We start from the raw sequence: 23,028 nt of genomic DNA, 5'->3' as shown, positions 1-23,028 counted from the left end.
CCGCCAAACGGCCATGTGGCCGCGCGGCCCTAGGATCAGCCTGGAGAACTTCATGAGCGCAACTCAGGACTATATCGTCGCCGACATCGGGCTTGCCGATTTCGGCCGCAAGGAAATCGCCATCGCCGAAACGGAAATGCCGGGCCTGATGGCCTGCCGCGAGGAGTTCGGCGCATCGAAGCCGCTGAAGGGCGCCCGCATCACCGGCTCGCTCCACATGACGATCCAGACCGCCGTGCTGATCGAGACGCTGGTTGCGCTCGGTGCCGAAGTGCGCTGGGCCTCGTGCAACATCTTCTCGACCCAGGACCACGCTGCCGCCGCCATCGCTGCAAGCGGCGTACCCGTCTTCGCCGTCAAGGGCGAGACGCTCGAGGAATACTGGACCTACACCGACAAGATCTTCCAATGGGCCGACGGCGGCGTCTCGAACATGATTCTCGACGACGGCGGCGACGCGACCATGTACATCCTGCTCGGCGCCCGCGCCGAGGCCGGCGAGAACATTCTGACGAATCCGGGCTCCGAAGAGGAAGAGATCCTTTTCGCGCAGATCAAGAAGCGCCTCGCCGCGACACCGGGCTGGTTCACCAAGCAGCGTGACGCGATCAAGGGCGTGACGGAAGAAACGACCACGGGCGTCAACCGCCTGTACCAGCTCCAGGCCAAGGGCCTGCTGCCCTTCCCGGCGATCAACGTCAACGACAGCGTCACGAAGTCGAAGTTCGACAACAAGTACGGTTGCAAGGAATCGCTCGTCGACGGCATCCGCCGCGGCACCGACGTGATGATGGCCGGCAAGGTCGCGGTGGTCTGCGGCTACGGCGACGTCGGCAAGGGCTCGGCGGCTTCGCTCAGCGGCGCCGGCGCACGCGTCAAGGTCACGGAAGTCGACCCGATCTGCGCCCTCCAGGCGGCGATGGACGGCTTTGAGGTCGTCCAACTCGAAGACGTCGTATCGTCCGCCGACATCTTCATCACCACCACCGGCAACAAGGACGTCATCCGCATCGAGCACATGCGCGCGATGAAGGACATGGCGATCGTCGGCAATATCGGCCATTTCGACAACGAGATTCAGGTCTCGGCGCTTCGGAACCTGAAGTGGACGAACGTCAAGCCGCAGGTCGATCTGATCGAGTTCCCGAAGGGCAACCGCATCATCCTGCTTTCGGAAGGCCGCCTGCTCAATCTCGGCAACGCCACCGGACATCCGTCCTTCGTCATGTCGGCATCCTTCTCCAACCAGGTTCTGGCGCAGATCGAGCTCTTCACCAAGGGCGATCAGTACAAGAACGAGGTCTACGTGCTGCCGAAGCAGCTCGACGAGAAGGTGGCGCGCCTGCATCTCACCAAGCTCGGCGCCAAGCTGACCGAGCTCTCGGAGGAACAGGCCTCCTATATCGGCGTCAAGCAGCAGGGTCCGTTCAAGGCCGAACACTACCGGTACTGATCCTTACCCGAGCAATCCACAACATCTTGTGGCCGCGATCTTGACAAGAGATCGCGGCCGCTTTTTTGGGGCTCGCACTTTCAGCCGAATCGTCAAAGAAGTATGTTTAGCTTATCGATTCGTTATGCCGGTGTGGATTTTTCGGGCCGGCGGCGCGGTCGAAATGGGATGTCTTGTCGGACAGGCGGCAAACAGACGGAGACAGACCGGAGATGCAATCGGAACTGACAGGAGCCTTTGAACGGGCTCCGGCGCGCGGGGGCGCAAGGTCGCCGGCACTTTCCGGACGAACGGGGACGGCGCCGTGAAAACACATGAATCCATGTCTTCTGCAGGACGGCAGGGGGTGCCGAGACTGCTCAAGCGGCTCCTTGCGGGAACGGTATTGCTTGCGGCAAGCGATGCCGCAGCTCAGGCCACTGATCCCGGCAGAAGCATATTCGGCACGACGGAGGTCGTGACCTTCTCCGTTTTGATCGGCGTCATTTCCGCCGCCATGATTTCGGCGATCTGGCTCATCCGCCAGCGCGGCAATATCGAGGCCGAGAACCGCGAGCTTCGTTCCAATCTATCCGACGCGAACCAGCGCATTTCCCGCTTCCAGGCTCTCATTGCGGACAAGAACAGGCGCATTGTGATCTGGGACGGGCTCGCAGAGCGCCCGGAATTCCTCGGTCAGCTTCCGGTCGAAACCGGCGCGCCGCAGGACGACCGGGACTTTCTCGCCTTCGGCCGCTGGATCAAGCCGCAATCGGCAGGCCTGCTCGAAAAGGCGATCGAATCCTTGCGTGCCCAGGCGCAGAGCTTCGATCTCGTGCTCGAAACCCAGCGTAACGAGGTCCTCGAGGCCCAGGGCCGCGTATCGGGGGGGCGGGCCTTCGTGCGCTTCATCGCGCTCAACAATCTCAGGGCCGAACTCGCCGAGTTGAAGCTCGAACGCGACCAGCTGCATGCTTCGCTTTCGACGGTTCGGACGCTGCTCGACGCGGTCGATCTTCCCGCGTGGCAGCGCGCAGGAGACGGCAGGCTCGAATGGGTCAATGCGGCCTATGCCAATGCGGTCGAAACCCAGAGCGCGAGCACGGCCGTCGCCGAAGAGCGCGAGCTGCTTGCGACCACGGCCCGCGAGCGGATCCGGGCGGTCTCGACGCTCCAGACGCCGTTCCGCGACAAGGTTTCGACAGTGGTCAGGGGCAACCGGACGTTTTTCAACGTCGTGGACGCCCGCACGCCTGCCGGCTCTGCCGGAATCGCGATCGACGTTTCCGGCATCGAAGCGGTGCGCGAGGAGCTGGCGCGGACGCTCAAGAGCCATGCCGAGACGCTCGAACACCTGGCGACGCCGGTGGCGATCTTCGACGGCAATCAGCGGCTGCAGTTCTACAATCAGGCTTTCCAGCGGCTTTGGGATCTCGACATGGGATTCCTCGAGCGCAAGCCCGATAACGGCGAGGTGCTCGATCGGCTGCGTGCCGGCGGCAAGCTGCCGGAGCAGCTCAACTGGAAGCAATGGAAGACGAGTGCGCTTTCCGTTTATCAGGCGATCGATACGCAGTCCGATCTCTGGCACCTGCCGAACGGGCAGACGCTCCGCGTTTTCGCCACCGCGCGGCCGCAGGGCGGCGCCACCTGGGTGTTCGAAAACCTGACCGAAAGGGTCGATCTGGAAACGCGCTACAACACGCTGGTCCAGGTCCAGGGCGAAACGATCGACCATCTCGCCGAGGGCGTGGCCGTTTTCGGGCCCGACGGCCGCATCCGGCTCTCGAACCCGGCCTTCCGGGCGATCTGGGGCATCAATGAGACCGAGGCGCAACCGGGCACCCATATCCGCGCGATCGAGCAGGCTTGTCTCGCCTCCTACGACCAGCCGGACGGCTGGAAGCGCTTCGCCCATATCATCACAAGCTTCGACGACGAGCGGCCGTCGAGCCGCGGCATTCTGGAGCTGCGCACCGGCCTCATCCTCGACTACGCGGTCATTCCGCTGCCCAACGCCCAGACGATGCTGACCTTCGTCAACATCACCGACAGCGTCCGCGTCGAACGCGCGCTCACCGAGAAGAACGAAGCGCTGCGCAAGGCGGATGCGCTGAAGAACGATTTCGTGCACCACGTCTCCTACGAGCTGCGCTCGCCTCTGACGAACATCATCGGTTTTGCCGACCTTCTGAAAACGCCGGTCTTCGGCGAGCTCAACGAGCGCCAGGCCGAATATGTCGACCACATTGCCACCTCCTCCTCGCTGCTTCTGACGATCGTCAACGACATCCTCGATCTTGCAACCGTCGATGCCGGCATCGTCGAGCTCGAACTCGCGGAAGTGAATCTCATCGACCTGATCGACGACGTGACGCAGCAGATGGGCGACCGGCTGATCGAGAGCGGCGTGTCGCTTCGAACCGAAGCGCCCGACAATCTCGGCCGCATCACCGCGGACCAGCAACGGCTGAAGCAGATCTTCATAAAGCTTCTCACCAATGCGGCAAATTTCGCCCCGGACGGAAGTACGATCGACCTCAAATGCTGGCGCGAGGGGAGCGACTTTGCCTTCTCAGTCACCGACACGGGGCCAGGGATCCCGCAGGACGTTCTCAACACTGTGTTCAACCGCTTCGAAAGCTATGGCCAGCGCGGCGGCGCGGGCCTGGGCCTGTCCATCGTGGAGAGCTTCGTCAGCCTTCACCACGGCAATGTTTCGATCCGCAGCAAGGAGGGCGAAGGCACGGCAGTAACCTGCCGCATTCCCTCCGCCGAAGCGCCGAAGGTCATCGCGGCGGAATAGATGAACTAAATGAAATCTCTCGAACGTCTGCTGAAGGACGAGGCCGCCACCATCGAATTCGGCGAAGATCTCGCATTGGCGCTGAAGGGCGGCGAATGCGTCGCTCTCTCGGGCGACCTCGGCGCGGGAAAATCGACCCTGGCAAGGGCCTTCATCCGGGCCATGGCCGACGACGAGACGCTCGACGTGCCCAGTCCCACCTTCACGCTGGTTCAAAGCTACGACCTCAGGATCCCGGTCGCTCATTTCGATCTCTACCGGCTCGCGGACGCATCCGAGCTTGACGAGCTCGGTTTCGACGAGGCGCTCGCCCACGGCATCTGTCTCGTGGAATGGCCGGAGAAGGCCGAGGAGGCGCTTCCGGCCGACCGAATCACCCTGACCTTCTCGCATGAAGACGAGGGGCGGCGCATTCACCTGACCGCACCGGACGCGGCCTTCGAACGGATCACCCGCTCGCTTGCCATTCGCAAGTTCCTGCTCGATGCAGCCTATCCCGACGTCCGTCGGCGCCACCTGAGCGGCGACGCTTCGATCCGGGCCTATGAACGCATCGACACCGGGGATGGTGCGCCGGCGAAGATCTTGATGGATGCGCCGAGACACAAGCCGGGACCTATCCTTGAGGACGGCAAGTACTACCAGCAGCTCGCCCATATCGCCGAGGACGTCGTCCCCTTCGTCGCGATCTCGCAACTCCTGCGCAAACGTGGTTTCGCGGCACCGGCGATCTACGCGCGCGACCTCGACCAGGGTCTGCTTCTCATCGAAAATCTTGGATCCGAAGGCATACTCGACGCCGATGGCCGCCCCGTGGCGGAACGCTACATCGAAGGCGCCCGCCTTCTGGCCCGGCTGCATGCTCAGCCCGCGGAGCGCGACATCGCAGTGGCTGAAGGGGTCGTTCACCACATCCCCGCTTTCGACCGGACAGCGATCAAGATCGAAACCAGTCTGCTCGTCGACTGGTATCTCCCGTGGAAACGGGGGCGGCCTGCCTCGGACGATGAGCGGCGGGAATACTTCGCCGTATGGGACGGACTGATCGGCGTTCTCGCTTCCGCGGAGAACAACCTGCTTCTGCGCGATTTCCACTCGCCGAACATTCTCTGGCGTCAGGACCGCACCGGCTTCGACCGAATCGGCATCATCGACTTCCAGGACGCGATGATCGGGCCGACGGCCTATGACGTGGCCTCGCTGGTGCAGGATGCGCGAGTGACGATCGAGCCCGATCTCGCCCAGCGGATGATGACTGCCTACATCTCCGAGCGCCGTGGTCTGGGTCCCTTCGACGAGGCCGCCTTCCGGCGCGACTGGCATCTGATGGCCGCTCAGCGCAACTGCAAGCTCGCCGGAATTTGGGTGCGGCTCAAGGAGCGCGACGGCAAACCCGGCTACATGAAGCACATGCCGCGCACCTTCGCCTATCTCGAGCATGCGCTCTCCCATCAGGTGCTGACACCCTTGCGCGAATGGTGCATTAAGGCTGGAATCCTCGCTCCCGAATCAGCGAACCGTTAGGACACGATGCCCATCACCAATGCCATGGTGCTTGCGGCCGGACTGGGCACCCGCCTGCGGCCGGTCACCGACACGCTGCCGAAGCCGCTTGTCAGGATAGCCGGCAAGCCGATGATCGACTATGTGCTGGATCTGCTCGCCGCCGCGGGCGTGACCAGGGCCGTTGTGAACGTCCATCATTTCGCCGGCCAGATGGAGGAGCACCTCGGCCGGCGAGAGGCGCCGCATATCCTGATTTCGGACGAGCGGGATGCGCTGATGAATTCCGGCGGCGGGCTGGCGAAGGGCCTGAAACTGCTCGATGGCGGGCCGGTGCTCGTCATGAATGCCGACCTTTTCTGGATCGGCGAGAAGCCGCGGCAACCGTGCAACCTGAAAAAGCTTGCCGAGTTCTTCGATCCGGAGCGCATGGACATGGCGCTGCTCTGCGTGCGTCTCGAGAACACGACCGGGCACAACGGCAAACGCGATTTCTCGCTATCGGAAGACGGCCGACTCACGCGTTATCAAGAAGGCATGGAGAATCCCGTCGTCTATGCCGGCGCGATCGCCATGGACGCAGCGCTGCTTGCAGACGCGCCGAACGAGGCGTTCAACCTCAACATCTATTTCGACCGGGCGATCGCCAGGGGACGCCTTTTCGGTCTGATGCTCGAAGGGCACTGGATTACCGTCGGCTCGCCGGAAGCCATAGCGGAGGCCGAGGCTGCGATCCGCCGCTTCCGGCCGGAGGGATGAGGTGCCCGCACATCCGAACGTCTTCACGATTCCCGCCGGCCTGCCTTTTCTGAGGACGGTCGCGGAAAGGCTCTGCAGTGGCGAGCTGACCCCGGGCTTCCGCTACGATCCGGCGCAGCCGCTGGCACTGGCCGGTGTTACGATCTTCGTGCCGACCCGGCGCTCCGCCCGCGTGCTGCGCTCGGAGTTCGTCGATCTGCTCGGCGGCCGATCGGCCATCCTGCCGATGATCCGGGCGCTCGGCGAGACCGACGACGACAGCGGCTTCTTCGACGCCGAGGTGCCGGCGATCCTCGACCTCGCGCCGCCGCTTTCCGGAACGGCAAGGCTCATCGAACTCGGCCGCCTCATTCTCGCCTGGCGAAACCGCCTGCCCCAGGTGGTCCTCGACATCCACGCGGAAAGCCCGCTGATCGCGCCGGCAAGCCCTGCCGACGCCATCTGGCTCGCGCGCAACCTCGCCGAACTCATCGACGCGATCGAGACCGAGGAACTCGACTGGGAGGCCCTCGACGGGCTCGACGGCGGCGAACATGCGCTCTGGTGGCAACTGACGCTCGCCTTCCTCAAGATCGCCCGCACCTATTGGCCGGAGCGGCTGGTCGAACTCAAGCACTCCTCGCCCGCACGCCACCGCAATGCGGTGCTGAAGGCCGAGACCCAGCGTATCGCCGCCGGAAAAGTGAGCGGACCGATCATCATCGCCGGTTCGACCGGTTCGATCCCGGCGACGGCCGCCCTGATCGCCGCGGTCAAGGCGCTGCCGAACGGTACGATCGTGCTCCCGGGCCTCGACGGATCGATGAGCGATGCGGAGTGGCGGCTGATCGCCGGAGAGACGCCCGGCTCCGGCGATTCTTCAAGGAGCCCGGCAAGCCGCACCCACCCGCAATATGGATTTCACCGTCTGCTCAAGCGCATGGGCATCGAACGCGGCGACGTGCCCGCCCTCGCGAGCGCTGCCGATGATCTCGATTATCGCAGCGCGGTCCTGTCGCGGGCGCTGTTGCCCGCCGACGCGACGAATGTCTGGATGGAGGCCCGCCAGAGCTTCGATGCGGAAAGACTCCTGTCCGCCTTTGCGGATGTGGCGCTGATCGAAGCGGCAAACGAACGCGAAGAGGCAACCGCCATCGCCATCGCGCTTCGGCTCGCGCTCGAAGCCGACGAGGAGAGCCAGGCGGCACTCATCACCCCCGATCGAGGGCTTGCGCGTCGCGTCGGCACCGAGCTTGCCCGCTTCGGTATAGAGGCGGACGATTCCGCAGGCATTCCGCTCTCGGCGACGCCGGCGGGCGCACTTGCCCGGCTGCTCTTGGAAGCGACGCTCAGGCCGGACGATCCGGTTGCCCTGGTCGCACTTCTCAAGCATCCGCTGGCGCGCTTCGGCCAGACGGCAGAGGATGCGCGCCGAGCCGCGGACGTGCTGGAGCTCGCGGCCCTGCGCGGCGGCACCGATGCGGCCGACATATCGGCCTTGGAGGGGGTCATCGACAAGGCGCTGGACAGGCAGAAGACCGACCGGCACCCGCCGCCCTGGAGGGCGGGTATCGGCCCCGACGACATCGCCATCGCGCGCGCACTCGCACGCCGGATAGCCTCGGCGGTCGCTCCCCTGGCCAGCACTCTCTCTGCCGATCCGCAAACCGGCCGTCACCGCTCGGCCGTGCTGCCCCTTTCGGATTGGGCGGAGCGTACAGGGCGCGCTCTCGAGGCGGCCGCCATCGACGAGCAAGGCAACCTTGGCGCGCTCTGGGCTTCGGAAGCCGGCGAAATATTAGCGACGCTCCTCAGGGGCATCATCGAAACCGATGGCCAGATGGAGGCCGACGGACCGCAATGGTGCGACATTCTCGAGGCGCTTGCCGCAAGCGAAGCCGTCAAGCCGCGATCGATGCGCCATCCCCGCGTCTTCATTTTCGGAGCGCTTGAATCGCGCCTGCAAAGCGTGGACCTGGTGGTGCTCGGCGGCATGAACGAGGGCACCTGGCCGGGGCAGACCTCGAACGATCCGTTCCTTTCGCGAACGATGAAGGCGGGTATCGGACTGGAGCCGCCGGAGCGGCGAATCGGCCAGCTCGCGCATGATTTCCAGATGGCCTGCGGCACCCGCCGGCTGATCCTTTCGCGCTCCATGCGTCAGGGATCGGCGCCGACAGTGGCTTCCCGATGGCTGCAGCGCCTTCAGGCGCTCGGCGGCAAGAGGCTGACGGAACTGCTCAAGGCCAATGGCGCCGACTATCTCCACTGGATGCGCATTCTCGACCAAGGCGAGCGTCAGCCGTTGTCGGACCGGCCGGAGCCGAAGCCTCCTGCGGAGCTGCAGCCGCGAAAATATTCCTTCAGCGAGGTGACGCGCCTGCGCCGCGATCCCTATGCCGTCTACGCGAGGCGCATTCTCCGGCTGGAACCGATCCAACCGTTCAACCGGTATCCGGGGGCGGCGGAACGCGGCCTGCTTTATCACCGGATCGTCGATCGCTTCGTCAAGGGCGGCTTCGACCCGGCGACGCGTGAGGGCGAGGAAGCGATGATCCGGCTCACCGACGAGGCTTTCGACGAGGAGAAACTGCCTGCGCATATCGACACCATCTGGCGGCCACGCTTCCAGGCGGTCGGAAGGGCGTTCCTCGAGTGGGAACGGGAGCGCCGGCACGGCATTGTGAACTCGTTCACCGAGGTTCCGGCGGCGATGGATCTCGGCATCGGAGATATCCGGCTGACCGGCATCGCCGACCGGCTGGACCGCCTGGCGGACGGAACGATCGACATCATCGACTACAAGACCGGATCGAGCCCCTCGCCCAAAGAGGCACGAGCACTTCTCGACCCGCAGCTGGCCCTCGAGGCGGCAGCGCTCAGGGCCGGGGCATTCCGTATGATCGGGCCGGCTCGGCCGCACTCGCTGCGCTACGTCCGGCTGAAGCCGGGCAGTCGGTTTGCCGTCGACACGGTCAATAACGAGGGCGCCCGTTCGAAGGAGACGAAATCCACCGAACAACTGGCGGACGAGTCGCTCGTCGAGCTCCGGAAGCTGCTTTCCGCGCTTATGAGCGGCAGGTTCGGCTTCGCCTCGCGCCTGATCGTTCAGAAACAGCGCGACTACGGCGGCGAATACGATCATCTGGCGCGCGTCGCCGAATGGGCGACCGCGGATGGCGAGGACGACGATGAGGAGTGATGCGACAGGCCCGGAGGAGAGAACCCCCGAGGGGTGGCTCGACTGGACGACGCAGCGGCAGGCGCTCGCCTCCGATCCCGCGCGTTCCGCCTGGGTTTCCGCCAATGCCGGCTCCGGCAAGACGCATGTGCTCACGCAACGCGTCATCCGGCTTCTGCTTGCGGGCTGCCGGCCGTCCGCCATCCTCTGCCTGACCTACACGAAGGCGGCCGCTTCCGAGATGTCGAACCGCGTGTTCGAGAAACTCGCCGAATGGGCGACGCTCGACGATAGCACCCTCGAAAAGCGCATAGAGGCGATCGAAGGCAAGCAGCCGCCAACGGCCAAGATCCAGGAGGCCCGCCGGCTGTTCGCGCGCGCCCTGGAAACCCCGGGCGGACTGAAAATCCAGACGATTCATGCCTTCTGCGAGGCGCTTCTGCACCAGTTCCCGCTCGAGGCCAATGTCGCAGGGCATTTCTCCGTTCTCGACGACCGGGCAGCGGCGGTGCTGCTCGCCGACGCCCGCAGGGCTCTCTTGACCGCCACGGCAGCGGCAACCGACCCGGAACTGGCGGAGGCCTTCGCCACGGTCCTCGATCTTGCCGACGATACCGGGCTTGAAAAGCTGCTTGCGGCGATCGTCGCCAACCGGGCGCCGATCCAGGCCTTTCTCGATCACGTCTCCGGACGCGGCGGGATGGACGCCCATCTGCGGACGGCGCTCGGCCTCGAGCCCGAAGAGACCGCCGAGACGGTCATGGCCGCGGTCTGGCCGCTGGCGGGACTCAATGGCCCGGCACTCGATGACTATATCGACCTTGGATTGCGCCTCGGCGGCGCCAAGCCCTCTGCGATCGCAGAAGGCTTGCGGTCCGTCCGCGCGATCGAGGATGCCACCGCCCGCTATGCCAAACTCGTGGAACTCTTCTTCAACGGCGGCGGCAAGCCGAAGGCGGAATCGGCCTTTCTGAACGCCGCCATGCGCCGTGCAGCGCCGCAGCTCGAACTCAGGGTGGAAGAGGCGCGCAGCCACATGCTCGCCTGCGTGGACCGCCTGAGCATCGTCCAGATGTACGGGGCGACCCGCGCCGCCCTCATTCTCGCCGAGAGGCTCAACCGCGACTACGAGGCGCTCAAGAAGGCACGCAGCCAGCTCGATTTCGAGGATCTCATCAACCGCACGGCGGCACTGCTTGCCCGAAGCGACGTGGGCGCCTGGGTGCACTACAAGCTGGATCAGGGGATCGACCATATCCTCGTCGACGAGGCGCAGGATACGAGTCCTGCGCAATGGGCGATCATCCAGTCGCTCGCGGCGGATTTCTTTGCCGGCGAAACGGCGCGCGCGGATGGCCGAACGATTTTCGCCGTCGGCGACGAGAAGCAGTCGATCTACTCCTTCCAGGGCGCCCGGCCAGAGCGCTTCTCGCGCGAAAGCACGTTGACGGAGCGGCGGGTGCGCGCGGGCAACAGGCACTTCAGCCCCATCCGCCTGCAGCTTTCTTTCCGCTCGACGGTGGACGTGCTCTCCGCCGTCGATACGGTCTTTGCAAATTCCGGGAATGCGAGAGGTCTGAGCGCGCGGAGCGAGGCGATCGTGCATGCGTCGAACCGGATCGGCCAGCCCGGCGCCGTCGACCTCTGGGATGTGATCGCGCCCGAGCCGGCGGCTTCGGAAGAGGATTGGACCGCTCCTTTCGACGCGACGCCCGAGCGCGCGCCGGTCAACATCCTCGCCCGGCGCATTGCAGCGGTCCTCGAGGATTGGATCGGCCAGGAGACGGTGATCGAAAAAGGCGTGCGCCGAGCCATGCGGCCCGGCGACGTCATCGTGCTGGTGCGCAAACGCGACGCCTTCGTCAATGCCCTGACGCGCGCCCTCAAGCGGCGGGGCAATATCCCCGTCGCCGGCGCGGACCGACTGGTTCTGACCAGCCATATCGCCGTGCAGGACCTGATCGCGCTCGGCCGGTTCGTGCTTCTGCCCGAGGACGATCTGTCGCTCGCGGCACTGCTGAAGAGCCCGCTCCTCGATTTTGCCGAGGAGGATGTCTTCGAACTCGCCGCACGGCGGACCGAGGGCGAAAGCCTCTGGCGACGGCTGCGGCAGGCGGGCGCGGAGGAGACCAGCCGTTATCACGGAGCGGTCCGCACGCTTTCGCGTTATGCCGGCCTGGCACGGGAACTGCTGCCGCACGATTTCTATGCCCGCGTCCTCGGCGCCGATGGCGGACGGCGTGCCTTCCTGGCGCGGCTCGGCAGCGAGGTCAGCGATATTCTCGACGAATTCCTCACCTTCGCTCTCGATCATGAAAGGAGCGGTCTGCCGGGCCTGCAGGCTTTCATCTCGACGCTGGAGATCGAAGCGCCCACGGTCAAGCGCGAACAGGACAAGGAACGCGACGAGGTCCGCGTTATGACCGTACATGCCGCCAAGGGCCTCGAGGCGCCGGTCGTCTTCCTGGTCGACGGCGGCGGCGAGGCCTTCGTCCGCCAGCAGGTCTCGGACCTTCGCTTCGTGGAGAAAACGCAGGCCGATCATTCCGGGCTCACGGTCCCGGTCTGGCGCGCGCCGGGTTCTGCGCCGAACTCGCTCATCACCGCCGACAACGAGCGCCTGAAGAAGCTCGCCGAGGAGGAATACCGCCGGCTCCTCTATGTCGGCATGACGCGCGCAGCCGACCGCCTGATCGTCTGCGGCTATCGCGGACAGCGGCAGAACACCGACACCTGGCATTCGATGGTGCAGGGAACGCTGGCACAGGACCTGAAGGGCCGCGGAACGCCGAGGCTTTTCCGCGCCGGAAGCGAGGAGTGGCAGGGCATTGCCTGGCGCGAAGCGCATGTGCCGCGCGACCTCCCGACGTCCGGAGGCGGATCCGAAGAATCGCAACGGCCGACAGCCGGCTTGCCGACGGCGCTTTTCACGCCTCCGGCCGCGCCGCGGCGGCTGCCCCGGCCTCTTGCCCCGTCCGGCACGACCATCGCAATCGACGACCCCGACGGCGAAGCGATCGTCGGCTCGGCCCTTTTCGCCGGGAAGAGCGCGCCGAAACTCTCGATGCTCCGCGGCGCGATCCTGCACCGGTTGCTGCAGGTTCTTCCGTCGGTCGACGGCCGCGAGCGCCTGGCCGCGGCGGAGCGCTATCTCGCCCGTTCCGTGCCGCGCTGGCCCGAAGCCGAACGGCGCGCACTTGCCGGGAACGTCATGGACGTGCTCGACCATGCGGATCTGCAACCGCTTTTCGGCGAGCACAGCCGGGCGGAAGTCTCCGTCATGGGGACGCTGAAGCTCGGGACACGCGAATTCGCCGTATCGGGCCGTATCGACCGTCTGGCCGTCACCGGCGACATGGTGACGATCGCCGATTACAAGACCAACCGCGAAATCCCGGAATCGCCCGAAGAGATCGCGCCGGTCTACAGAAACCAGCTCGCGATCTATCGCGAAATCCTGAAACCTCTTTACCCCGGCAAGCGTTTCCGATGCGTGCTGATCTTCACCGAAGGCCCGGCGATCCGGGTGCTTCCCGAGCCGATGCTAGACAGGAGTCTTGAAGAGCTCGCGACAAAGTGAGATACACGATATTGAAAATCCGGTGGCGATGCCTCACATGAGACACAACATCTGGACACTGCCATTCCGAAGGAGCACCCGATGGCTACTGTGAAAGTCGATACTTCCAATTTTCAGAAAGAAGTTCTGAACTCGGCCGAACCGGTCGTCGTCGACTTCTGGGCGGAATGGTGCGGCCCGTGCAAGATGATTGCGCCGAGCCTCGAAGAAATCGCAACCGAGCTTGCCGGCAAGGTCAAGGTCGTCAAGCTCAACATCGACGAAAACCCCGAACTCGCGGCGCAATACGGCGTCCGTTCGATCCCCACGCTCGCCATGTTCAAGGGCGGCGAAGTCGCCGACATCAAGGTCGGCGCCGCACCGAAGACGGCGCTCAGCTCCTGGATTTCGAACGCGGTGGCTTGATCCGCCAGGACTTCAATCCGACAATGCGAAGCCCGGCCTGGCCGGGCTTTTTTTCGCCTGAAATCGTCGTGATCTAGCGCGGCGGCGTGCCGTTTTCCGCCAGCACGTCGCCGACCAGATAGAGGGAGCCGCCGATCAGCACGCGCGGCGGCACGGGGTCCTCGTCGGTGAGTTCCGCGATCTGCCCGAGCGCTTCGGCGACCGAGGAGGTTGCATTGGCCTCGAGCCCGGCTGCGGCCGCATCGGCGGCCAGCGCCAGCGGGTCCAGTCCCGCGTCGGACCCGTGCACCGGCACGGTGAAGACCTGTTCCGTCAGATCGAGGAAAGCCTTGAAATAGCCGATCGGTTCCTTGGTATTGATCATGCCGATGATCAGGAAGAGCGGTCGCGGGTCGCGCTCCTCGAAGGTGGCCATCGCCTCGGCAATGACGTGGCCGGCGCCCGGATTGTGTCCGCCGTCGATCCATATCTCGGCGCCCGGCGGGCAGAAATGCGAGAGCCTGCCGCCGGGGAGGCGCTGCAAGCGCCCGGGCCACTCGACGCCGGCCAGCCCTTTCTCGATGGCCGCCTCGGAAACATCGAAACCGGCTGCCCGGACGGCACGGATCGCCGCCGCGGCATTGGCATATTGATGCCGGCCCGGCAGGCGCGGCAGCGGCAGGTCCGCAAGGCCGTTCTCATCCTGGAAGATCAGCCTGCCGAACTCCTCATGCGCCATGAAATCCTGTCCGTAGACGGATATTGGGCAGCCGAGACGTTCGGCGGTCGCGATCAGCACATTGCGCGCGCCCTCTTCCTCCTGGTGGCCGATCACCACGGGGCAGCCCCGCTTCATGATCCCCGCCTTTTCCGCAGCGATCAGTTCGACCCGGTCGCCGAGATAAGCCTGATGATCGAGCGAGATCGGCATGATCACGGAGACGGCCGGCCGGGCAATGACATTGGTCGCGTCATACCGTCCGCCGAGGCCGACTTCTATGATCGCGACATCGGCCGGATGCTCCGCGAAGAGCAGGAAAGTGACCGCGGTCAGGATTTCGAAGACGGTGATCTTCTCACCGCCATTCGCTTCGGCAACGCGCCGTACGGCATCGGCAAGCACGGGGTCGCTGACCAGGGCGCCCTTGCCGCCCTTTACACCCAGGCGATAGCGCTCGTGCCAGTTCACCAGATGCGGCGACGTGTGGACATGGACGCTGAGGCCCGCGGCCTCCAGGATCGCCCGGCAGAAGGCCGTGACTGAGCCCTTGCCGTTGGTGCCGGCCACGTGGATGACCGGCGGCAGGCGCTCGTGAGGATTGCCGAGGGCGGCAAGAAGCCGCGTGATCCGGTCGAGCGAAAGGTCGAACCCTTTGGGATGCAGGGCGAGAAGCTTCTCGATCTCCTGCGCCGCCTCGCTGACCTGTGTCGCCGTCATGATGGTAGCCCTAATCTAGGCGCTCGCGGCCACCGGCAGCGGGGCCAACTCCGTCGCGGTATCGCGCTTGACCGCCTTGGCCGGCTTCTTCATCAGAATGTTGAGAACGCGCGCGAGCGTCTCCGGGATGTCGTGGCGCTTGACGACCATGTCGACCATGCCATGCTCCAGCAGATATTCCGAAGTCTGGAAGCCATCGGGAAGCTTTTCCCGCAGCGTCTGCTCGATCACCCGCTTGCCGGCAAAGCCGATTTCCGCGCCTGGTTCGGCCATGTGGATATCGCCCAGCATCGCATAGGATGCGGTGACGCCGCCGGTCGTCGGGTTCGTCAGGACGACGATATAGGGAAGCCCCGCTTCCTTGAGCATGTTCAGGGCTACGGTCGTGCGCGGCAGCTGCATCAGCGACAGGATGCCTTCCTGCATGCGAGCGCCGCCCGAGGCCGGGAACATCACCAGCGGGCACTTCTCCGCGATCGCGCGCTCGAAGGCCTTCACGATCGCTTCGCCCGCGGCAATGCCCAGCGACCCGCCGATGAAGTTGAACTCATGCGCGACGGCGACGAGCTTGATGCCCTGGACCTGGCCGAGGCCGGCAACGATCGTGTCATCCAGTTCGGTCTTGGCGCGGCTGTCGCGCAGGCGATCGGAGTATTTCTTCGAGTCGCGGAACTTGAGCGGGTCCTGCGCCACCTTGGGCTGCGGGAAGGCCTCGTAGATTCCGCCGTCGAAGAGATCCTTCAAACGGGCCTTCGCCGGCATCTTCATGTGGAAGCCGGATTGCGGGATGACCCATTTGTTCTCTTCCAGATCGCGATGGAACACCATCTCGCCCGTTTCAGGGCACTTGATCCAGAGGTTCTCCGGAACTTCCCTGCGGCCGAGCATCGAGTTGATCTTCGGCCGAACGTAGTTTGTGATCCAGTTCAATTAAGCAGTCTCCTGAAGATTTTCCTTCGGCTTGTGCGCGTCAATATGGGCAATTATTCGGCTGCAGCAAGCCGTGCCGCCCGTACGCCGGCCGCAAGCCCCCTGACGAGCGCTTCGACGCCCGGGACCGTCGCTTCCGTTGCCTGGCCTTCTTCGGTCAAGCTCGACGCGATCTGATTGACGATCGCCGTGCCGACGACGACGCCGTCTGCGGATGCGCCGATGGCGCGCGCATGGTCGGCGGTCTTCACCCCGAAGCCGACGCAGACAGGCAAGGGCGTATGCGCCTTGATGCGTGCGACCGCTCCGGCGATCAACGACGGATCGGGCAGCGCCGAGCCGGTGATCCCGGTCATCGACACGTAATACACGAAACCCGACGTGTTTTCGAGAACCTTGGGCAGGCGGCGATCGTCCGTCGTGGGCGTTGCCAGGCGGATGAAGCTGATGCCCTTCTCAAGCGCAGGAATGCACAGTTCGTCGTCCATTTCCGGCGGCAGGTCCACGACGATCAGGCCGTCGACGCCGGCCTCGAGCGCGTCCTCCAGGAACCGCTCGACGCCATAGATATAGATCGGGTTGTAATAGCCCATCAGCACGATGGGGGTGCGCTGGTCCTCCGCCCGGAAGAGCCGGGCGAGCTCCAGCGTCTTGGCGAGCGACTGCCCGGCCTTCAGCGCGCGCTGGCCGGCGAGCTGGATCGCCGGTCCATCGGCCATCGGGTCGGAAAAAGGCACGCCGAGTTCGATGATGTCGGCACCCGCCTGCCGCAGCGCCTTCATGATCGCCAGCGACGTTTCGAAATCCGGGTCGCCGCCCATGAAATAGGTCACGAGAACCGGGCGCCCCTCGGCCGCCACGTCGGCGAACCGTTGCTCCATGCGTGCGGTCATGATCTTTACTGCCCCATACCGAGAATTTTGCCGACGGTGAAAATGTCCTTGTCGCCGCGACCGGAGAGATTCATCAGGATGATCTCGTCCTTGCCCATCTTCGGCGCGCGCTTGATGACTTCGGCAAGCGCATGGGACGGTTCGAGCGCCGGGATGATGCCTTCGAGCCGCGTCAGCGTCTGAAAGGCCTCGAGCGCCTCATGATCCATGATCGGCACATATTCGACGCGGCCGATGTCGTTCAGCCAGGCATGTTCCGGTCCGATGCCCGGATAATCGAGCCCGGCCGAGATCGAATGGCCTTCCTTGATCTGGCCGTCACCGTCCTGAAGAAGATAGGTGCGGTTGCCGTGGAGCACGCCGGGCGAACCGGCGGTGAGCGAAGCGCAGTGCTCGTCGCCGTCGAGCCCCTTGCCACCCGCTTCCACGCCGACGATCCTGACGCCCTCGTCGTCGAGGAACGAATGGAAGATGCCGATCGCATTGGAGCCGCCGCCCACGGCAGCGACCACGAGATCGGGAAGCCGGCCTTCGGCCTCGAGGATCTGCTGCTTGGCTTCCTCACCGATGACTGCCTGGAAGTCGCGCACCATCTCCGGATAGGGATGCGGGCCGGCAGCCGTGCCGATCAGGTAATAGGTGCTGTCGACATTGGTCACCCAGTCGCGCAACGCCTCGTTCATGGCGTCCTTGAGGGTGCCGTTGCCGGCCGTCACCGGCTTCACCTCGGCGCCGAGAAGCTTCATGCGAAAGACGTTCGGCGCCTGCCGCTCCACGTCGGTCGCACCCATATAGACCACGCAGGGCAGGCCGAAGCGCGCCGCGACCGTCGCCGATGCCACTCCGTGCTGGCCGGCGCCGGTTTCCGCGATGATGCGGGTCTTGCCCATGCGCTTGGCGAGCAGGATCTGACCGATGCAATTGTTGATCTTGTGGGAGCCCGTGTGATTGAGCTCCTCGCGCTTGAAATAGATCTTGGCGCCGCCGAGTTCGGCCGTCAGGCGCTCGGCGAAATAGAGCGGGCTCGGCCGGCCGATATAGTGGGTGCCGAGATTTTCGAGCTCTGCCTTGAAGGCCGGATCGTTCTTCGCCCTCGCCCACTCATCCTGGAGATCGAGGATCAGCGGCATCAGCGTCTCGGCGACGAAGCGCCCGCCGAATATGCCGAAACGGCCCTCTTCATCGGGTCCGGACCTGAAGGAGTTCGGTTTAGGCGGTTGATTCACGTCTTGCTCCCTGATCGCGGCCGCTCAAGCTTCCGCCCGGCGGACCGCTTCGAAAAACGCTTCCATGAGCGTCAGATCCTTTATCCCCGGCGCGCTTTCGACTCCGGATGATGTATCGATGGCGCGGGCGCCGGTCAGCGCAAGTGCGTCTCCGATGTTGCTCGCGTTCAATCCACCGGAAAGCATGTAATCGACGCTTCCGTCAAGCGCGTCGAGAAGCCGCCAGTCGAAAGAAATCCCGTTACCGCCCGGCAGATCGGAACCAGCCGGAGGCTTCGCATCCAGGAGAAAACGGTCGACGATGCCCATATAGGGATCGATCCGCTCCAGGTCGGAGGCCTCACGGACGGCAAGCGCCTTCATCACCGGAAGACCGTAAAGCGCCTTGATGGCAAGGACCCGCTCCGGGGTCTCCGAGCCGTGAAGCTGGAGGACGTCGGGGGCGAGCGCCGAGACGATCTCGTCGAGACCGTCATTGTCCGCATCGACCGTGACCGCGACGATCTTCGCGCGCCCGCGGGCGCGCGCGGCAAGGCGGCCGGCATCGTCCGGTTCGATGTTGCGGGGGCTCTTGGGAAAGAAGATGAAGCCCACGTGGGAAGCGCCGAGCGCGACGGCACGTTCTACGGCTTCGGCCGTCTTCAAACCACAGATCTTCACTTCCGTTTTCATGGAAAGCGACCTTGCATGAAATGCCGCCCGAGTCGAGCAAAACCGTTGCGCGCCAGCGGCCAATCTTAGGAAGAGGGGGGCGGCGGGCATCCGGTGTTTTTCGGGCGAACCAAGCCGGCACCCTCCTCCGCCCTTCCTGCACCTTTTCGCCGCAAGCGGAGCGACGGGATAAGCCGCATGCCTCCCAATTTCCCTCTCCCCGCCTGCGGGGTGAGGGGCCCTTCGGCCACGCTCGATCTACCCGAAATCGATCGCGTGCAGCATCGTACCGTTGCGCTTGAGCCAGTGCCTGGCGTCCTTCGTTTCCGGGCACAGGCTCTCGCATAGCGCCCAGAAACGCGGTCCATGGTTCATTTCCTGCAGATGGGCGACCTCGTGTGCCGCGAGATAGGCGATCACCTTCGGCGGCGCCATGGCAATCCGCCAGGAAAAGCTCAAATCGCCCTCGGCGGAGCAGGATCCCCAGCGGCTGCGGGTGTCCTTCAGGCTGAGGGAGCGTGCCCTGCTTCCCGTCCTGCCGGCATAGACGGCGACCAGGCGTTCGAGTTCGCTGCGGGCTTCCTTCTTGAGATAGTCGGCGATGCGCCGGCGCAGATGCTCCTCGGCACCGCCCACTCTGAGAACCGCCTCCTCGTCGATCACGAGCGCTTCGGTCAAGCCGCGCAGGCGGCCCGTTCTCTCGATGCGGTGAGCGACGCCGCGAACAAGGATGGTGCCGCCGTCCTCGAGCTCGCTTTCACCGGAAAAGCGGGCAAGCTTGGTCATCAGCCAGCCCTGGTGCCGGGTGAGAAAGGCGCTGACCTCGCGCTCCGGCAGGCCTTCCGGTACGGTGAGCTTCAACGCTCGCCCTCCGGGCTCGATGCGAAGCGTCATCCGCGTCGCGCGCGCATTTTGCCGAATGGTCAGGGGAAGGACCTTGCCGGCAACCTCGATGTCACGGACGACATCAAGGGGCGGTCCACTGCCACGGTGCCGCTTGAGAGATGAAAACATGAGGCCGTTCTAGACGATTCGCAGGGGACTTGGCAGATGGACGAGCGACATCCGGCGTTTCACATGAAACACCGGATGCCTTGCGGGATCAGCTCGATTCGAAGCCGGCTTCCGGACCGGTGCGGCCGTTCTTGCGTTCGCGCATGAAGCGGTCGAATTCCTCCTGGTCCTTGGCACGACGGAGTTCGCGTACATAGCCGTCGAATTCCTCGCGCATCTCGTCAAGCTTGCGGCGCTCCTCGTCGAGACGGGCAAGTTCCGCTGTCCGCCAGTCGTCGAAGGCGACATTGCCGGTACGATGATGTGCCCAATGTCCCCGGTGGTTCCGTTTGAAGCCGGCACACATGCGATCCACTCCTTCATTGGCGTCCTTCTTGAACGCCCTCAGCTTGTCGCCGAAGAGGATGTAGGCGAGCATTGCCAGGCCGAGCGGCCAGAACACAATGAAACCCAGCACCATCAATGCAATGGTCGCGGGCGTCCAGTCCGGACGGATCAGTGCAGATTGGTTCATCTTCAGGATTCCTCGCAGTCGGCGGGCCGCCCTTCGCGGCCCGATGAAAACGATGTGGGAAAGCCACGGCCCCGGCGCAAGACATTGCATCAAGGAATCGGACAACCCCCTGACTTTCCTCCGGCAAATCGAGCGCTACGACGACTCGCTCAGGCCGATTTGCCACCCTTGATGAGCTGTTTGACCGGCTCCGCATGGCGTGAATGCCGGCGCTGGAAGGCGACGATGCGCGGTGCGATCTCGCGGCGGAAGCGCGAACCGTTGAAGACGCCGTAATGGCCCACATCGGGCTGCATGTAGTGCTGCCGCATCGAATCGGGAATGCCGGTGCAGATCGTCTGCGCCGCCCTGGTTTGGCCGAGGCCGGAAATATCGTCGTTCTCGCCCTCGACGGTCAGCAGCGCCACGCGCCGGATCGCCGTCGGGTCGACACGCTTGCCGCGGTGCATCATCTCGCCCTTGGGCAGCGCATGTTGCATGAACACCACTTGCACGGTCTGCAGGTAGAACTCCGCGGTCAGATCCATCACCGCGAGATATTCGTCGTAGAAGTCACGGTGCTTTTCGGCCGCGTCGCCATCGTTCTTGACCAGATGGGCGAAGAATTCCTTGTGGGCGATCAGGTGCCGGTCGAGGTTCATCGACATGAAGCCGGAGAGCTGGAGGAAGCCCGGATAGACCATGCGCATGAAGCCGGGCTGCGGCCACGGAACCGGCATGACGACATTGTCGCGGAACCACTCGATCGGCCGTTCCTTCGCAAGCTCGTTGACCGCGGTCGGGTTGATGCGCGTGTCGATCGGCCCGCCCATCAGCGTCATCGTCGACGGTGCGAGGGGATCCTCCGCCGCCTCCATCAGCGCGACGGCCGCCAGAACCGGAACGGCCGGTTGACAGACCCCGATCACATGCGCATCCGGCCCGAGGAAATGCAGCATCTGGATGACGTAGTCGATATAGTCGTCGAGATCGAAGGTTCCCTCGCTCAAGGGAACCATGCGGGCGTCGATCCAGTCGGTGATGTAGACGTCGGAATGGGGCAGCAGTGCTTCCACGGTTCCGCGCAACAGCGTGGCGTAGTGGCCGGACATGGGCGCAACGATCAGGACCTTCGGATCCGGAGCGCGGTCCCTTGGCAGGCTGCGTTCGAAATGGATGAGATTGCAGAACGGCTCCCGCCAGACGATCCTTTCGCGGACCGGCACGGGCTGCCCTTCGATCTCGGTTTCGGCAAGGCCGAATTCCGGCTTGCCATAGCGGCGGGTGGCACGCTCGAAAACTTCCAGTCCTGCGGCCGCGGCGCGGCCGAAATAGGTATGTGAAACCGGATTCATCGGATTGCTGAAGGCCAGCCGCATGGCGTCCGCCGCCGTGCGCCACGGAGCCATCATCGCATGGTTCATCTCATAAAGCTGGTAGAACATGGGCGCGTATCCCTTGTCTCAAATCAACGAAAACGCCGCTCCCAGTCCGACGCCGGAGCGCCTCCTCAGGAAACGGTTGCATCGGTTTCCGTCGGAAGCGTAGTCATGAAGAGTAAGATCATTTCACCGGGACGGCGAACGATCTGCTTGCGGTTGTTGGTCTCTGGTGTCCGCAATCGCTGCTACACTAGCATTTTTCTTGTGCAGCGCAACAAACGCGCCCCTCACTTTTTGAGGAAGGACGTCCGCACGGAACGAGGCCTCTCACCCGTCGCTCACAGCCACAACTGCCTTGACGAGCCCTGACTTGTCGTGAGCCCAGCGGGGAAGATCGCGGACGAGGTCCTCGAGCGTCGTGCGGTGGGTGACGAGCGCCTCGATCGGAACCAGCCCCGCCGCAAGCGACCGAATCACGTGATCGAAATCCTCGCGGGTAGCGTTGCGGCTGGCAACGAGGGACATTTCCCGCTTGTGGAATTCGGGATCCGAGAAACGGATCTCCTCCTTGACCACGCTGACGAAGACGAGCGTGCCGCCATGGGCGACATGGCCAAACGCCCCTTCCATCGACCGGGCGTTGCCGGTGGCGTCGAAGACGACGTCGAAACCCTCCCCGCCCGTCGCCTGCGCGAGCGCCGCATCGTCGCCCGCCAGGATGCCGGGCGAAAAGCCGAGCTTGTCCGTGGCGAAGGCCAGGCGCTCCTCGCTCGTGTCGAGCAGCCGTACGTCGTGGCCGGCAATGCGGGAGAAGACGGCCGTCCCCAGGCCGATCGGTCCGGCACCTATCACCAGCGAACGGTCGCCTCGGCCAGCCGCCGAGCGCCGGACGGCATGGGCGCCGATCGCAAGGAACTCGACCGCCGCGGCGGCTTCCGGCGAAAGACCTTCGGCCGAATAGAGGTTCTGCTCGGGCATGACGATTTCTTCGCAGAAGGCGCCGTCGGTGTGAACGCCGAGGACGCGGATCGCCGTGCAGCAGTTCGGCTTGCCTTTACGGCAGGCGATGCACTCCCCGCAGGAGATATAGGGGTTAACGACGACGAGCGTCCCCGGCGCGAGCCGGGTGCCGGGGCCCCCTTCGATCACCCTCGCAGAGATCTCGTGGCCCATCACGCGCGGATATTCGAGAAAAGGATGCTTGCCCTCGAAGATATGATAATCGGTGCCGCAGATCCCGACGCGGCTGACGGCAAGGCGGACCGAGCCGGTTGCCGGTGCCTCGGGCCCGCTGCGGGCGATGAGCGCGAGGCGGCCGGGCTCTGAACAGACGACGGCTTTCATGCGGCGCTCCGAAGCTTGCTGGGGACCGGTTGC

At 64.5% G+C, this 23,028-nt stretch carries 16 protein-coding genes; 7 read left to right on the top strand and 9 right to left on the bottom strand.

All coding sequences use genetic code 11. The features are described from left to right. The first annotated feature begins 52 nt into the window (after positions 1-52). The 7 genes from ahcY (at position 53) to trxA (ending at position 13,645) form a co-directional block, all read left to right on the top strand. Complete coding sequence (ahcY, locus tag AC5J09_RS12235; RefSeq protein WP_100672601.1) at positions 53-1,453, top strand: adenosylhomocysteinase; 1,401 nt, start codon at positions 53-55, stop codon at positions 1,451-1,453. 304 nt (positions 1,454-1,757) lie between these two features. Then, entirely contained in the window at positions 1,758-4,238 is a 2,481-nt protein-coding gene (locus AC5J09_RS12230; protein WP_494297701.1) for a sensor histidine kinase, read from the top strand. 9 nt (positions 4,239-4,247) lie between these two features. Then, on the top strand, positions 4,248-5,762 hold the full coding sequence (gene tsaE, locus AC5J09_RS12225; RefSeq protein ID WP_494297700.1) for a tRNA (adenosine(37)-N6)-threonylcarbamoyltransferase complex ATPase subunit type 1 TsaE: 1,515 nt from the start codon (positions 4,248-4,250) through the stop codon (positions 5,760-5,762). A gap of 6 nt (positions 5,763-5,768) precedes the next feature. Further along, on the top strand, positions 5,769-6,500 hold the full coding sequence (locus AC5J09_RS12220; protein WP_494297699.1) for a nucleotidyltransferase family protein: 732 nt from the start codon (positions 5,769-5,771) through the stop codon (positions 6,498-6,500). Position 6,501: 1 nt separating this feature from the next. Further along, entirely contained in the window at positions 6,502-9,681 is a 3,180-nt protein-coding gene (gene addB / locus AC5J09_RS12215) for a double-strand break repair protein AddB (RefSeq protein WP_494297698.1), read from the top strand. Beyond that, on the top strand, positions 9,671-13,240 hold the full coding sequence (gene addA / locus AC5J09_RS12210; protein ID WP_494297697.1) for a double-strand break repair helicase AddA: 3,570 nt from the start codon (positions 9,671-9,673) through the stop codon (positions 13,238-13,240). The genes addB and addA overlap by 11 nt, the downstream gene beginning before the upstream one ends. Before the next feature lie 81 nt (positions 13,241-13,321). Then, complete coding sequence (gene trxA, locus AC5J09_RS12205; RefSeq protein WP_018098665.1) at positions 13,322-13,645, top strand: thioredoxin; 324 nt, start codon at positions 13,322-13,324, stop codon at positions 13,643-13,645. A 73-nt stretch (positions 13,646-13,718) separates the two neighbouring features. Here trxA and AC5J09_RS12200 read toward each other — a convergent pair whose 3' ends face one another. The 9 genes from AC5J09_RS12200 to AC5J09_RS12160 form a co-directional block, all read right to left on the bottom strand. Further along, positions 13,719-15,062: a bifunctional folylpolyglutamate synthase/dihydrofolate synthase gene (locus AC5J09_RS12200; protein ID WP_494297696.1), complete on the bottom strand. Its 1,344-nt coding sequence runs from the start codon at positions 15,060-15,062 to the stop codon at positions 13,719-13,721. 15 nt (positions 15,063-15,077) lie between these two features. Then, positions 15,078-15,992, bottom strand: a complete 915-nt coding sequence (accD, locus tag AC5J09_RS12195; protein ID WP_018098667.1) for an acetyl-CoA carboxylase, carboxyltransferase subunit beta — start codon at positions 15,990-15,992, stop codon at positions 15,078-15,080. Positions 15,993-16,045: 53 nt separating this feature from the next. Then, the gene (gene trpA / locus AC5J09_RS12190) at positions 16,046-16,885 is read right to left on the bottom strand and encodes a tryptophan synthase subunit alpha (protein WP_018098668.1); all 840 of its coding nucleotides are present in this window, start codon (positions 16,883-16,885) and stop codon (positions 16,046-16,048) included. A gap of 5 nt (positions 16,886-16,890) precedes the next feature. Continuing rightward, positions 16,891-18,111: a tryptophan synthase subunit beta gene (gene trpB, locus AC5J09_RS12185; protein ID WP_003536446.1), complete on the bottom strand. Its 1,221-nt coding sequence runs from the start codon at positions 18,109-18,111 to the stop codon at positions 16,891-16,893. A gap of 24 nt (positions 18,112-18,135) precedes the next feature. Next, a complete protein-coding gene (locus AC5J09_RS12180) occupies positions 18,136-18,783 on the bottom strand; it encodes a phosphoribosylanthranilate isomerase (RefSeq protein ID WP_275597085.1) in 648 nt (215 codons plus the stop codon). Between the two features lie 237 nt (positions 18,784-19,020). Then, the gene (locus AC5J09_RS12175; protein ID WP_275597086.1) at positions 19,021-19,776 is read right to left on the bottom strand and encodes a M48 family metallopeptidase; all 756 of its coding nucleotides are present in this window, start codon (positions 19,774-19,776) and stop codon (positions 19,021-19,023) included. Positions 19,777-19,864: 88 nt separating this feature from the next. Further along, positions 19,865-20,290 (bottom strand): DUF2852 domain-containing protein, encoded by a 426-nt coding sequence (locus AC5J09_RS12170; RefSeq protein WP_026169010.1) that lies wholly within the window; start codon positions 20,288-20,290, stop codon positions 19,865-19,867. A 149-nt stretch (positions 20,291-20,439) separates the two neighbouring features. Next, on the bottom strand, positions 20,440-21,714 hold the full coding sequence (gene phaZ, locus AC5J09_RS12165) for a polyhydroxyalkanoate depolymerase (RefSeq protein WP_494297695.1): 1,275 nt from the start codon (positions 21,712-21,714) through the stop codon (positions 20,440-20,442). A 264-nt stretch (positions 21,715-21,978) separates the two neighbouring features. Continuing rightward, positions 21,979-22,995, bottom strand: coding sequence for a zinc-binding alcohol dehydrogenase family protein (locus AC5J09_RS12160; protein WP_494297694.1), 1,017 nt, complete (start codon positions 22,993-22,995; stop codon positions 21,979-21,981). Positions 22,996-23,028 lie beyond the last annotated feature (33 nt).

This window comes from Sinorhizobium sp. (assembly GCF_059070375.1).
The sequence above is the reverse complement of the archived record's forward strand: the minus strand, read 5'-3'. Positions and strand labels throughout refer to the sequence as shown.